The organism is Bradyrhizobium nitroreducens (genome assembly GCF_002776695.1).
Classification (GTDB): Bacteria; Pseudomonadota; Alphaproteobacteria; order Rhizobiales; family Xanthobacteraceae; genus Bradyrhizobium; species Bradyrhizobium nitroreducens.
Genome location: NZ_LFJC01000003.1, coordinates 6,673,023 through 6,686,548 on the forward strand (window position 1 = coordinate 6,673,023; position 13,526 = coordinate 6,686,548).

Annotated in this window: 13 protein-coding genes; 10 read left to right on the forward strand and 3 right to left on the reverse strand. The window is 63.9% G+C overall.

Annotated elements, in window-relative coordinates; genetic code table 11:
- Positions 1-118 precede the first annotated feature (118 nt).
- A complete protein-coding gene (locus tag TSA1_RS31700) occupies positions 119-1,456 on the forward strand; it encodes a S41 family peptidase (protein WP_100179758.1) in 1,338 nt (445 codons plus the stop codon).
- Between the two features lie 99 nt (positions 1,457-1,555).
- Here the strand turns inward: TSA1_RS31700 and TSA1_RS41075 are convergent, their stop codons facing one another.
- Positions 1,556-2,056, reverse strand: a complete 501-nt coding sequence (locus TSA1_RS41075; protein ID WP_347338559.1) for a hypothetical protein — start codon at positions 2,054-2,056, stop codon at positions 1,556-1,558.
- A 193-nt stretch (positions 2,057-2,249) separates the two neighbouring features.
- Here TSA1_RS41075 and TSA1_RS31710 point away from each other — a divergent pair, with 193 nt between their 5' ends.
- The 8 genes from TSA1_RS31710 (at position 2,250) to TSA1_RS31745 (ending at position 9,738) form a co-directional block, all read left to right on the forward strand.
- Positions 2,250-3,473, forward strand: coding sequence for an OpgC domain-containing protein (locus TSA1_RS31710; RefSeq protein ID WP_100181446.1), 1,224 nt, complete (start codon positions 2,250-2,252; stop codon positions 3,471-3,473).
- Positions 3,470-3,898, forward strand: a complete 429-nt coding sequence (locus TSA1_RS31715; protein WP_100179760.1) for a DUF1622 domain-containing protein — start codon at positions 3,470-3,472, stop codon at positions 3,896-3,898. Before TSA1_RS31710 ends, TSA1_RS31715 begins: the two co-directional genes overlap by 4 nt.
- A gap of 106 nt (positions 3,899-4,004) precedes the next feature.
- Positions 4,005-4,712, forward strand: coding sequence for a Spy/CpxP family protein refolding chaperone (locus tag TSA1_RS31720; RefSeq protein WP_174719159.1), 708 nt, complete (start codon positions 4,005-4,007; stop codon positions 4,710-4,712).
- A 23-nt stretch (positions 4,713-4,735) separates the two neighbouring features.
- A complete protein-coding gene (locus tag TSA1_RS31725) occupies positions 4,736-6,682 on the forward strand; it encodes a 2Fe-2S iron-sulfur cluster-binding protein (protein ID WP_100179761.1) in 1,947 nt (648 codons plus the stop codon).
- A gap of 1 nt (position 6,683) precedes the next feature.
- Complete coding sequence (locus TSA1_RS31730; RefSeq protein WP_100179762.1) at positions 6,684-7,391, forward strand: iron reductase; 708 nt, start codon at positions 6,684-6,686, stop codon at positions 7,389-7,391.
- On the forward strand, positions 7,388-8,167 hold the full coding sequence (locus TSA1_RS31735; protein ID WP_174719160.1) for a cytochrome c3 family protein: 780 nt from the start codon (positions 7,388-7,390) through the stop codon (positions 8,165-8,167). Before TSA1_RS31730 ends, TSA1_RS31735 begins: the two co-directional genes overlap by 4 nt.
- Positions 8,168-8,400: 233 nt before the next feature.
- Positions 8,401-8,811, forward strand: coding sequence for a hypothetical protein (locus tag TSA1_RS31740; RefSeq protein WP_145984408.1), 411 nt, complete (start codon positions 8,401-8,403; stop codon positions 8,809-8,811).
- A 315-nt stretch (positions 8,812-9,126) separates the two neighbouring features.
- Positions 9,127-9,738 carry an RNA polymerase sigma factor gene (locus tag TSA1_RS31745; protein WP_100179765.1) on the forward strand — a complete coding sequence of 204 codons (612 nt, stop codon included), beginning with the start codon at positions 9,127-9,129 and terminating at the stop codon, positions 9,736-9,738.
- Here TSA1_RS31745 and TSA1_RS31750 read toward each other — a convergent pair.
- Positions 9,735-12,467, reverse strand: a complete 2,733-nt coding sequence (locus TSA1_RS31750) for a bifunctional diguanylate cyclase/phosphodiesterase (protein ID WP_174719161.1) — start codon at positions 12,465-12,467, stop codon at positions 9,735-9,737. The two genes, TSA1_RS31745 and TSA1_RS31750, sit on opposite strands and share 4 nt — an antisense overlap.
- Positions 12,468-12,790: 323 nt before the next feature.
- Here TSA1_RS31750 and TSA1_RS31755 point away from each other — a divergent pair, with 323 nt between their 5' ends.
- Positions 12,791-12,955 carry a Flp family type IVb pilin gene (locus TSA1_RS31755; RefSeq protein ID WP_100179767.1) on the forward strand — a complete coding sequence of 55 codons (165 nt, stop codon included), beginning with the start codon at positions 12,791-12,793 and terminating at the stop codon, positions 12,953-12,955.
- A 6-nt stretch (positions 12,956-12,961) separates the two neighbouring features.
- On the opposite strand, the gene moaC is transcribed toward TSA1_RS31755, so the two are convergent.
- Positions 12,962-13,525, reverse strand: coding sequence for a cyclic pyranopterin monophosphate synthase MoaC (gene moaC / locus TSA1_RS31760; protein WP_100179768.1), 564 nt, complete (start codon positions 13,523-13,525; stop codon positions 12,962-12,964).
- Position 13,526 lies beyond the last annotated feature (1 nt).

The window sequence follows — 13,526 nt, forward strand, 5'->3', positions numbered from 1 at the left end:
AGAAGCCGACTGGATCGCCAATTGCATGGGCGACTTCCAAGTCTCGAAAAGCTAGTCTCGAAAGAAAAGCAAGTCTCGAAAGACAAGCGAACCGCCAAGCAAAAAGGCCAGTCCCTCCATGCGGAAATCCCTGCTGTTCCCACTTGGCGCGCTCACCGGAGCGTGTCTGACCCTTCTGGTAGCCAGCCCGCACGGCGGTGTCTGGGCGGCACGGGCGGCGGCGGGCGCGGACGACGCCTATTCCCAGCTCAACCTGTTCGGCACGGTGTTCGAGCGCGTCAAGGCGAGCTATGTCGAGAAGCCCGACAATGCCAAGCTGATCGAAGGCGCCATCACCGGCATGGTGACCTCGCTCGATCCGCACTCGCGCTACATGAACGCCAAGGCCTGGACCGAGATGCAGGAGACCACCTCCGGCGAGTTCGGCGGCCTCGGCATCGAGGTCACGATGGAGGAGGGGCTCGTCAAGGTCGTCTCGCCGATCGACGATACGCCCGCCTCGAAGGCCGGCCTGATGTCCGGCGACCTCATCAGCAAGATCGACGGCGAGGCGGTGCAGGGCATGACGCTCGAGCAGGCCGTCAACAAGATGAAGGGCCCGGTCGATACCCAGACCAAGCTCACCATCGTGCGCAAGGGCGCCGATGCCCCGCTCGACGTCGCGATCAAGCGCGAGATCATTCACGTGCGTCCCGTGCGCTTCCACGTCGAGAACGGCGACATCGGCTATGTCCGCATCACCTCGTTCAACGAGCAGACCACCGACGGCCTGAAGAAGGCGATCGCCTCGATCACCAAGGATGTCCCGCAGGAGAAGCTGGTCGGTTACGTGGTCGACCTGCGCAACAATCCGGGCGGATTGCTCGACCAGGCCGTGTCGGTGTCGAGCGCCTTCCTGCAGCGCGGCGAGGTGGTCTCGACCCGCGGCCGCAATCCGGAAGAGACCCAGCGCTTCACCGCCCATGGCGGCGATCTCACCAAGGGCAAGCCGCTGGTGGTGCTGGTCAATGGCGGCTCGGCCTCGGCCTCGGAAATCGTCGCCGGCGCGCTGCACGACCACAAGCGCGCCACCATCATCGGCACGCGCTCGTTCGGCAAGGGCTCGGTGCAGACCATCATTCCGCTCGGCGCCGGCAATGGCGCGCTGGCGCTGACCACGGCGCGCTACTACACGCCGTCGGGCCGTTCGATCCAGGCCCAGGGCATCGCCCCCGACATCGAGATCCTGCAGGACGTGCCGCCCGAGCTGAAGGGCCGGATGGACACCATGGCGGAGTCCCAGATGCGCGGGCATCTGTCGGCTGCCGACGGCACCGAGCAGACCGGATCGCAATCCTACGTTCCGCCGAAGGAAGAGGACGACAAGGCCCTGCACGCGGCCTTTGACTTTCTGCACGGCGTCAGCGCCAACGCCGTTGCGTCCAAGCCCGCCTCGAAGACCGCGGTGCCGAACTAGGTCTTACGACCTCCAGACATCGATCGCCCGGAAGCGGATGGCCGCTTCCGGGCGATTTTGTTTTGGGCGCTCGCGAGCGGCGGAATCACTGCGCGATCGTCATTGCTGCTTCTTCGGACCCGTGTGATGCGGGACGTCGGTCTTCGGTCCGCCGCTGTAATGATGGCTGCCGCCAGATCCGCTGGTCGTCCCGCCGTCACTTTCTTTCTTGCCCATATGGTGAGGGACCTCGGTCTTCGGTCCGCCCGAATAGTGATGGCCGTTCTTCTCATCGGTCGTGTTCGTCTGCGCCATGGCGGGCAACGCAACGAACGACATGATCGTTGCGGCGACGATCAGCTTGCGGTGGCTCATTCTGGTTTCTCCTGTTGATCTCGTCGAGTTGGTGTCAATCAAGTCCCGGTGGCTCGATCGAGCAGCAACCAAACCTGGAGATTGATTGTGTAGGTTGAGCAAGATCAAATGTCGACGCGCGCACTCGCGTGCGTCGTTGCGCGGATCGTCGTGTTGCCGCAGGCGACGAGAAACGTCGATCTTCTTACAGAGAAAAATTCTCGCCGCTGCTGGAAATCGCAGGTCGCGCGCAAGGGCCTCGATCATGCCGAGAGACGTCGGGACGACGGGCGCCTCGATTCATTACGCGATCTGACCACAAAAAGATTTGGCTGGCGCGTCGATCGAATTTGATGTCCGTCAAACCAGCATCAATGACGCAACCTAGCGTGCCGCGCGAATGAGCGGCGACACGGCGGCGATCCGACGAAAGTTGACCGCAGAGATGGAGAACGCACCGTTGACCGACGAGACCATTCACGCCCCCGGTCGGTCCCTGCAAGTTGCGTTTCTCTTGCACCGCCGACTGTGGGAGACGATCACGATCAGGTCGGTGCTGGTCAAGCCACGGCGCGACGTGCGCCTGGACCTGTTTCGCGGTCTGGCGAACTGGCTGATCTTTCTCGGACACATTCCGGATTCTGCGCTCGCCTGGTTCACGACGCGGAACTACGGCTTCAGCGATGGCGCCGATCTGTTCGTGCTGATCTCCGGATACACCGCGACGTTCGTCTTCGGCTCGATGATGATGGAGCGTGGCTTCGTCATCGGCGCAACCCGGCTGCTGCGGCGGGTGTGGCAGCTCTATGTCGCTCACCTGCTGCTGTTCCTGGTCTATCTCACGGCCGTGCACTACATCGCGCACAGCTTTGACGATCTGCATCTGATGGATCAGTTCAACGTCGCGCCGCTCATGAACTTTCCCGTCGAGACGCTCTCGCAGGGCCTGATACTCACGTTCAAGCCGCTCAATCTCGACGTTCTGCCGCTCTACATCGTGCTGATGGCCGCGTTTCCCGTCGTGCTCTGGTTCATGCTGCGATGGCGCAATGCAGTGATGATCGGCTCGCTCGGTCTCTATCTGGCCGCCCGGCATTACGAATTGAATCTGCCGTCCTATCCGGCTGGAGTCTGGTATTTCAATCCGTTCGCCTGGCAACTGCTCTTCGTATTCGGCGCCTGGCTCGCCTTGGGCGGGGCGACGGCAAGCCGCTGGCTGCTGTCGTCCCGCACGTTACTCGTCCTGAGCTGCGGTGTCTTGCTCTTCGCGCTGGCGATGACGCTGGCTGAACGAATTCCGGGATTGCGGGGCTACATTCCTGATGGTCTCGCCGCTATCTTCATTCCGAACGACAAGACCAATCTGGGTCCTTATCGCGTCATCCATCTGGCGAGCCTGGTGTTCATCGTCGTCTCGCTCATTCCGAGCGACTGGCCCGGTCTGAGGTCACCGGTGCTCCAACCCTTGATCAGATGCGGCCAGCAGTCGCTGTCCGTGTTCTGTGTCGGCCTCTTTCTGTCGTTCGTCGCGCATTTCGTGCTCGAGTCCGGATCCGAGGGGTTGTGGGCCCAGCTGCTGGTCGGCGCCGCCGGTCTGTGGATCATGACGATCGTCGCCTACTACCGAACATGGTCGAAGGGCGTCGACAGGAGCCGTTCGGCCGGCGAGGAGGCGGGCGGATGATAACGTCCGAGCTGATCTTCGCCGAAGAGATACAGGGCGTCATTCTGCATGGTCTGCACTGGGCCGCATCGACCATCGAGCTGCTCGGCGTGGTGGTCATCGTCTGTGGCGTGCTGGCCGCGACGGTCTGGTCGTTGAATGAGATGCGGCACGGCGCGCCCGCCGACGCATTTCGTTCCTATCGCGCCAATCTTGGTCGCGGCATCCTGCTTGGCCTCGAATTCCTGATCGCCGCCGACATCATCGGCATGGTCGCGATAGTGCCGTCGTTCGACCGGCTTGGCATCCTGGCACTGATCATCGTGATCCGCACCTTTCTGAGCTTCTCGCTCCAGATTGAAATCGAGGGGCGATGGCCGTGGCGAAGGCATGACAGCGAGGTACGGGATGCGGGACGCGGCAGCCTTCGACGCATCTGCGCGTAAGAGTTGGCGGCGCTTCGCGTCTATATGACCTGACCCGCACATTGCTGCCGTCATCGTCGACCTCGATGAGCAGACAACTATCCAAATCAACCTCCGGAGAATGACCATGAATCGTCCGAAAAATCTCGTCGTGAGCGCAGCCGCCTTTGCCGTCCTCGCCCTGGGGCCGGTTGGGCTGTCGCCCTCAATCGCCGCCGGTCCTACCCGGACCGCGATGATGGATGACGACAAGATGTCGAAGATGCCGGCGCCGTCGGATTCCAGCGACAAGATGAATATGGGCCGGCCAACGGGTCAGCCGCAGAACATGAGCGGCGGTCGGATGAACGACGACAAGATGAAGATGCAGCCGCAGGACCAGATGCGGGACTGCCAGGGCCGCGGCTGCCAGGACAATTCCGGCATGATGCAGATGATGCAAATGATGGAGAAGATGATGCGCGGCCAGATGGGGTCGTCTGGCGGCAGCAGTGCGATGAGCGGCCCGGCGGACGTGACCGAGCGGCTCGAAGGGCGGATCGCATTTCTGAAGGCGGAGTTGCAGATCAGCGACAAGCAGGCTGCCGATTGGAATGACGTGGCTGATGCCCTGCGGTCGAGCCGACAGCACCTGCTGGATGCGCGCAAGATGCTCGCAATGGACGACAAGCTTGGAAGCGCCGACCGCCTGGAGCATTACGAGCGGCACCTGTCCGAGCGCCTGGAGGCCCTCAAGGCGGCTCGCGCGGCCTTCACGAGGCTCTATGCGTCGTTGAACGAGAGCCAGAAGCAGACCGCGGACACGATCCTGATGCCTCTGATTGCGTCGTTCTGAGCGCTGACGTCGAGAGCGGGATCATGTTCGGTCTGTCCCCTCGTTGTCGAGCCGGCCTGTCTGCGCTCGTCGTCCTGACGGGCCAGCTTGCGGCAAATGCCGTGCCTGCATCGGACTTCGGCCTCGGCCGCGCGCATCCGACAGGGCAGGTCGCTCAGGGGTGGGAGCTGGCGCAGGCAGAGGACGACCACGCCGCACATCATCCCGCAGCGTCCGGCTCCTCAGGCGGTGCGGCCGGCGCGCCGCCCGGCGGCGCCACGCCGGGGATGATGGGCGGAATGGACGGCATGATGGGCCGGCCGCGCAAGGAGTTTTACCCGGCATTGATGGAGATGCCGTCGCTGTCTGCCGAACAGCGGAGCAGCCTGGAGGCCCAGGCGCGCGAGCGGATCAGCACGGAGGCCGATCGGTTGGCGGCCGCCGAAATGGACCTGCGGCACGCAATCGCCGGAGGCGATGTTGTCGCCGCGGATCGGGCGTCGCGGCGGCTTCGCGAATCCCTGAACGCGGTTCAGAGCGGCGTGGTCGCGCTGCATTCGCTGCACGAGGGCAAGCCGCCGCAGCAGATCGCGCAGGCCTGGTTCAAATCGCAGATGAACCTGCTGCCGCAGCGAGGCGCCATGGATGGCGATGACGGCGCACCGGGAATCTCCTGGTTTCACGTTACGACCATGGCATTGCTGGTGCTGTTCTCGCTTGCGATGCTTGCCGTCTACATCGCGCGCATGCGCCGGGCGAATGCGCTGGTCGACCGGCTGACACGCGCGGTCGCTCCGGCTGCTGCCGCGCCCCTCGTGTCCACGCCGGCCGCCAACGTGTCGGACGCCAAGCCCGAGGCGTCAGTGCCCCGGGAGACGGATCGCCAGCCGCAACGGGGCGGAGCGAGCCGCTCCTGGAAGGGCAGGCTGAGGATCTGCGCGATCTATCGAGAGACGCCGAACGTGAAGACCTTCCGTCTGCAAGCGCCAGACGGCGGCGCGATTCCGTTTGCGTTCCTGCCGGGACAGTTCCTGACCTATGCCATCGAGATCGATGGAAAGGTCGTCAGACGTTCCTACACGATCGCATCGTCCGCCGCCCAGACCGCCTATGTCGAGACCACGATCAAGCGTGAAGACGACGGCCTTCTGTCCGACTACATGCATGGCCATCTGAAGGAGGGCGACCTCATCGAGGTTACGGGTCCCTCCGGTGCCTTCACATTCACCGGCGTGGAGGCCGACAGCGTCGTCCTGATCGGTGGCGGGGTGGGCATCACGCCGCTGATGGCGGCGATCCGGTACCTCTCGGATATTGCATGGCCGGGCCAGATCTACCTCGTCTATGGCGCGCAGACGACCGAGCAATTCATCTTCCGGGACGAGCTGGAATATCTCCAGCGCAGGATGAACAATCTGCATGTCGCGGCCACGATGGTGCGCGCTGCAGGCACGTCCTGGATGGGAAGCGAGGGGCAGATCACGGCCGAGTTCCTGACCCGGGCCGTGCCGGATCTTGTGAAACGACGCGTTCATCTGTGCGGTCCGCCCGGAATGATGGAGGCGCTCCGGAAGACGCTGGTCGGCCTCGGCGTGCCGCGCGAGCAGATCAAGACGGAAGCCTTCGGACCGGCACGCGGCGCCGTTCCGCCTCCCGGCAAGGTCGCGGCAGAAGCGCAAATGCCGGCAACTGAGTCGGGCAATCCAGCGGCTGCAACAGTCGGTCCTGCAACGGCCACCATTCGCTTTGCGACCTCCGACAAGGTTGTGGCGCTGCCCCCGGACAAGAGCGTCCTGGAGGTGGCCGAGAGCGCGGGCGTTTCGATCGACTATTCCTGTCGGGTCGGGGTCTGCGGCGTCTGCAAGACGCATCTGTTGCAAGGAAACGTCACGATGGAAGTCCAGGACGCCCTGACCGCAGACGACAAGACGAACGGTCTGATCCTAGCCTGCCAGGCGAGATCGGTCGGAGATCTGGTCGTCGAGGCCTGACATGATGGACGGCAGAGAGCGTCTGATCGTCGATGTCATCCTGGCGGCCCTGTTGCTGTTGGTGCCGGCTTTCCTGCTGCACTCCGACAGCCGGTTCGCGGGAAGCCTGGCGGGCTTTGTCCTCGGGGCCGGTGCGGCCGTGCTGATGCTTCTTCTTCTCGTGTATCCGATGACGAAATACAGCGTGGGTCTGAAGATCCTGGTCACGCGATGCGTGTCGATGCCGACTCTCCTCGCGTTTCACGCCTATGCCGGAATCGCCGCGGCATTCGTCGCGCTTCTGCATACCGGTCACAAGTTTCAAAGCCCGCTTGGGATCGCCCTGGTGACCAGCATGCTGGTCGTTGTCGTCACTGGATTTGTCGGGCGCTACTACCTGCCGCAGACCGCGATGGAGCTGCGCCAGCAGCAGTCGCATCTGGCGACCTTGAGATCGGCCTACGAGCACATGGCGTCGGCGATGTCGTCGCCCGATCGGGTGGTGCGCGACGGGGCCGCGGTGCCCGCATCGGCGCCGCCGAACGTGCCCGTGCTGCAACTCGTCGATGGCATTTCCGATCTCGAATCGGCGATCGGATCGAGCGAAGCAATCAAGAAGATCTTCCTGCAGTGGATCGGGCTGCATGTCGTGGCGGCGATCGTCATGTATGCGCTGCTCGCGGTGCATGTGGTGGCCGAGGTCTATTACGGGCTGCGGTGGCTGGCGTGACGATCAGGGGCGTGCTCTACGCCGTAGTCGCGACATTGGCCGTCGCAAGCGCGGCCGTCGTATCGATCGCTCTCTATCAGGGCAGCGCCGAGCTGGTCCCGGGCTGGACGAGATTCGTGACGCCCGGGCCGCTCTCCGGGAAGCATGCATTTCTGTCCGACAGATGCGAGAGCTGCCATACGCCGGTCAGGGGTGTCGATCCGGTGGCCTGTATCTCCTGTCACGCGCCTTCCGCCGCGGATCTCGCCAAGCAGTCGACGGCATTTCACGCCGCGGCGGGCAGTCAATGTTCCGGCTGCCATCTCGAGCACATCGGCGAACTGCGACCGATCAGGATGGATCACGCCTCACTGCTGCAGGTCGCTCGGCCTTCCCCCGGCGGGGCATTGTTCGACCGGGCCGATTCCCATCAATTGACGGCGGACCTGAAGACATTTCTGGGCCTGCCAAAGTCCGACCGGCGGGAAAGGGCGGAGCTCGATTGCGCCAGCTGCCACAGCAACCGGGAGCCGCACCGCGAATTGTTCGGACGGGACTGCGCGGATTGTCATGGGCTCGCGTCCTGGAAAATCGCCGGTTTCCTGCCCCCTTCGCCGACGTCGAAGGACTGCGCCCAATGCCATCAGGCGCCGCCGAGCCACTATATGGGACACTTCGTCATGATGGATCGGATGATCGCGGGGCAGGAGCACGCATCGGTCGATCAATGCTTTCTGTGTCACAGAACCGACTCGTTCAACGACATCAAAGGCGTCGGCTGGATGAAGCATCATTGACCGGCGCGAGTGTGCGACGGAGATGGGTGCTTCACATTACAGAATCCAGTGAAAAAAATATGAGGCTCATTTCGCGCTGAATCGCACGGCACAATGGGCGCCGAGCCTTGAAATTCCGCGGAGTGCACGACGCTCATCGTCGCTCTTGCGTTGACGATGCCGCCTGTGTCGTTTTCTGTTGGCCGTCCTTGCAACCAGAGCTATACGTTCCGGGTCAAGGGAACGGTGCTCAGATGATTGGCTTGAGAAAGCCAAGGCGAAGATGGTGGGGATGGCTTGTCGCCGTCGCCTATTTGCTTGCCTCGATGACACCGTCCCTCGCGATCTCGAGCGTTCCCGATGCATCGATCCAGTGCGATGATCGGCTCGATCAGCCCGCGCATACGCACGAGCATCGTGAAAGTGCCGGGGCCGCGGTGCATTCGCATGACGTTGCGATGGCTGGGGATTGCGAAGACGACAAGGACCGGCCCGGCGACCGGCATGCCACCTGCTGCGGCTCGGTGCTGTGCTTCAGCGCCGTGTCGCCTCAAGCCCCTGGGATCGCGCAATTCGTGTCCCCGCACTCGCGCTGCGAAGCGCAGCCGGACGTGATCGGCAACGAAGGCGCGTATCGCCGCCACTATCGTCCCCCCATCGCCTGAGATAGCTCCCGAAGGCCGTACTGCTCCGCTCCAGGTCCGAGCGCGGATCGACACGTCTGTGGCGGGTGCCATACCCGGCGGATGACGGCGATGCGCGCCAGGGACTCGCGTGGCGCTGCGCGTCGAGCGGAGGGAGCCGACAGGGCGATCATTGGCTCGCGGCAAGGCGGGGGACCGCGCGAGCTCCGCATTGAGCGACCTCTCGCGACCTGTCGTTCGTGAGCTGCTGCCACCGCGATTCGCGCTCGCGCGCGATCGGACGAATTTTCGCTCCTCCAAAGCGATCTGCCGAATGGCATGCAAGGACAATAGGTCATGAAATCGCCGAACGAGAATCCGCCGGGACAGGCGGCCGGTTTCCAGGATGTGCAGGACACGGTCGTTCGTGCTGCGCTCGTCGGCAGCTACGATCGCCTGCGCGGTTATCTGCAGCGGCGTCTTGGCGGTCGGGCCGAAGCGGAAGAGGTGCTCCAGGCGTTCATGTTGCGCGCGCTGGAGCGGTCCGGCGATATCCGCGATGCGGACTCGGTCCGAGGCTGGCTGAGCAGGGTTCTGGCGACGACCATTGCGGACTTCCACCGCCAGGCATCACGGAGCAGGACGCGGGAGATGTCGTTTCCAAATGAGCTCAACAATCGTCTCGCGGCCGACCAGGACAGCGCGGCGAATGCCGCGGTTTGCGACTGTCTTCATGCTCATCTGTCGTTGCTGAAGCCGGAGCATGCCGAGGTCATCAGAAGGCTCGATCTCGGCGGCGAGCCGCGGGAAACGGTTGCCGCTGATCTTGGCGTGACCGTGAACAACCTGACCGTTCGGCTTCACCGCGCAAGGCACGCGCTGAGGGAGCGCCTCGAGCGGACCTGCGTCGTCTGCCTGGAAGAGAGCTTCTGGGAATGCCGCTGCGCCGACAACCGAAGCTCGACCTAGCCGGCCTCGCGGCGGCGGTTCTCCTGGCCGCCGCGCTGGGCGAGCCGGCTGCGATGCAGCGCGAACAGCTCCAGCACCTTGTCGGCCGGCTTTGCGGCGCTGAACAGATAGCCTTGCATCTCGGAACAGCCGAGCGCGCGGAGCAGGCGCTGCTGCTCCTCGGTCTCGACGCCCTCGGCCGTGGTGGTCATGCGGCGCGCGGTCGCCAGATTGACGACGGCCTGGACGATGCTCGCGGAGCCGTCGGGACCGGCGATGTCGTCGACGAAACAGCGGTCGATCTTGATCTTGTCGAACGGGAAGCGGTGCAGATAGCTCAGCGAGGAGTAGCCGGTGCCGAAATCGTCGAGCGCGATGCGAACGCCGATGGCACGGAGCTGGTGCAGGATCGTGAGCGCGGCGTCATCGTCGCGGATCAGCACCGCCTCGGTGATCTCGAGCTCCAGCCGGCTCGCCGGCAGGTTCGAAGCGGCGAGCGCCGACATGATCTTCAGCGCCAGCGTGCCGCTCTTGAACTGCACTGGCGAGACGTTGACGGCGAGGCGGATGTCGTCAGGCCAGCTTGCGGCATCGCGGCAGGCGGTCGCCAGCACCCATTCGCCGATCTCGTTGATCAGGCCGGTATCCTCGGCGATCGGGATGAACTCTGCCGGCGAGACCATGCCACGCTCGGGATGGCGCCAGCGCACCAGGGCCTCGCAGCCGGTGATGCGATCATCCTTCAGGCTGAGGCAGGGTTGGTAATAGACCTCGAGGCCGCCTTCGCGCCCCCCTTGGGCGATGGCGTGGCGCAGGTCGCTCTCGAGCTGCCGGCGCTCGCGCACCTTGGCATCCATTTCCGGCTCGAAGAAGCGATAGGTGTGGCGTCCGGCGGACTTGGCGGCGTACATCGCCATGTCCGCGTTCTTGAGGACCTGGTCGAGCGCGATGCCGTGTTCCGGTGCGAGCGCGATGCCGATGCTGGCATCGGTGATGAGATGATGGCCCAGGCAGTCGAACGGCGCACGGATGGCCTCGAAGATCCGCGCGACGAGCTCGTTGACCTGATCGAGCGACGTCACCGCGCTCTGGACGATGGCGAATTCGTCGCCGCCGAGCCGAGCCACGAAATCCGCCGGGCCGGCGCAGCGGCGCAGGCTCGCGGCAACCGATTTCAACAGCTCGTCGCCGACGAGATGGCCGAGCGCGTCGTTGACGCCCTTGAACTCGTCGATGTCGATGTAATGCACCGCGATCTGTTCGCCGTTGCCGACGGCGGCCAGCTCTTCGCGCAGATGCTCGTGGAACATGGTGCGGTTGGGCAGGTCGGTGAGCGCGTCGTAATGGGCGAGGTGGGTGATGCGCTCCTCGATGCGGCGGCGCTCGGTGATGTCCTCATGGGTCGCCACCCAGCCCCCATCCGCGAGCGGCTCGTTGAGAATGTGGATCGAGCGGCCATCTGCGGTATCGACCACCATGGAATTGCGAATGTGGATGTCCTTCAGGACGAGCGCGACGTAGGCGTCGACATTCCCCGTGAACGAGCCGGTCGCCTTGCGATGGGCGATGATGTCGTGGAAGCTGCAGCCGGGCCTCACAACGTCGGCGGACAAGCCGTACATCTCGATGTAGCGCTGGTTGCAGACCACCATCCGCCGCTCGGCGTCGAACAGCAACAGGCCCTGCGTCATGTTGTTGACGGCGCGGTCGAGCCGCTGTTTCTCCAGCGTCAGCCGTTCGCGCGAGGCACGGTGCTGCTCCAAGAGCTTGCGCACGACTGCGATCAGCACGCCGGCGATCGCGAGCGCGGAAGCGCCGGCGACCGAGATCAGCATGCCGATCTGCTCGCGCCAGTCGGTCAGGGCCGCCGCGCGCGTCGTGGTGGCCATCATCAGGATCGGGAAATGGGGCAGGGCGCGCGAGGAGATCAGCCGATCTTCTCCGTCGACCGGGCTGACGAAGCGCCCGGCGAAGTGATCGAGGCCGAAAACCCTCTGCTGCTCGAATGAGCCGGTCTTGAAGTTCCGCCCCATCAATTCGCTGGAATGTGGATAGCGGGCGAGCAGCGTGCCGTCCCGATGCAGCATCGAGATCGTCGCACCTTCACCGAGCACGACGGAGGCGAAGAATTTTTCAAAGTTGGCGGGCTCAATCCCGCGTCCGACCACGCCCAGGAATTCACCGTTCGGACCGAGGATCCTCCGGGCTACCAGGATGGTCCAGGCACCGGAGATCCGGCTGTGCAGCGGCTCGATCAGGACATCCGGCGCATTGGGATCATACTTGAATGTGCGAAAATAGGCGCGGTCAGCCATGTTGACCTTGGGCACCGGCCACGCCGTCGATGAATTGATCAGATTGCCTTCGGCATCGATGATATTGACCCCGCCGATATAGGGTAGCGCCTCGATCTTCGATCGCAGCATCTGGTGGACGCTTCGATCCGAGAGGCGCGTGCGGAAGTCCGCGACGCTGGCAATGCCGATCGAACGCGCGTGATCGACGAAGTCTCGCTGGATGACCGCGAAATCCTGCAATTGCTGGTCGAAGTGATGGGCCAGCATCAGCACGGTGTTCTCCAGCTCGCGGCCGGAGTTGCGCAGCGCTCGCTCGCGGAAATTCTGCGCCATCAGGACGGAGCCGATGGCGATGGCCGCGATCAGCAGGGTGCCGCCCACCACCAGCCAGCGGATCGGTCCGCTGCGCGCAAAGACCTGTTCAAAGAGGCGACTGCCGAATCTCGTCGTCATCATACTGGATCATTGCCTGCACACGTCAGGATCAATTCTTGGCCCCGGAAGCATCCGTTGGTTTACGGGAACGATGTGGAGGCGAAGTTAGGAAGCGCGGTTAACGCGATGTGAACGGCCGCGCACAAAGGCAATCGATGCGCGCGCAGAACATGCGCGACGAGACCTGCAGAAGTTGCCGCAGGCGCTGGCCTTGCCGGTCAATTCCTGCCGGTCGGGTCGCGATCAAGGAGGACTTAACCATCTAAGGTGCTGGCGAGCCTTGCGCGGGCATTGGCACGTGAATTGCGAGCACGCCTGTCGGGACACCGAGAGGAAACACGATGAAGAGCACCTTGAAGAACTTTCTCGCCGACGAGCGCGGTGCGACCGCGATCGAATACGGCCTGATCGCCGCCGGCATCGCGCTTGCGATCATCACCGTCATCAACGGCCTGGGCGCCAGGCTCAACACGAAATTCACATCGATCAGCACTGCGCTGAAGTAGCGACGATCAGGCGCGGTAATGGCCGGACTTGCCGCCGAGCTTCTCGGCCAGGTGAATGCCCTCGATGCGGACCCCGCGCTCGACCGCCTTGATCATGTCGTAGATGGTGAGACAGGCCACCGACACCGCGGTGAGGGCCTCCATTTCGACGCCGGTCGGTCCCGTCACTTTGACGCTGGCGCGCACCACGCAGCCGGGCAGCTTCGCGTCCGGCTCGATGTCGACAGTCACCTTCGACAGCGCGAGTGGATGACACAGCGGGATCAGCTCGGAGGTGCGCTTGGCGGCCATGATGCCGGCGATGCGGGCCGTGCCGAGCACGTCGCCCTTCTTGGCGTTGCCCGAGACGATGAGATCGAGCGTTGCCTTGGTCATGATCACGCGGCCCTCAGCGACCGCGAGCCGCTCGGTGGCCGGCTTGTCCGAGACGTCGACCATCCGCGCGTCGCCGGAGGCGCCGATATGGGTGAGGGCGGGGCCGGCCTTGGCCTTGAGGAATTTGGCCTTCAGGAGTTTGGCCTTTAGGAGCTTGGCCTTGGCAGGTTTGGTCGTGGAAGCCTTGTGCGCCATG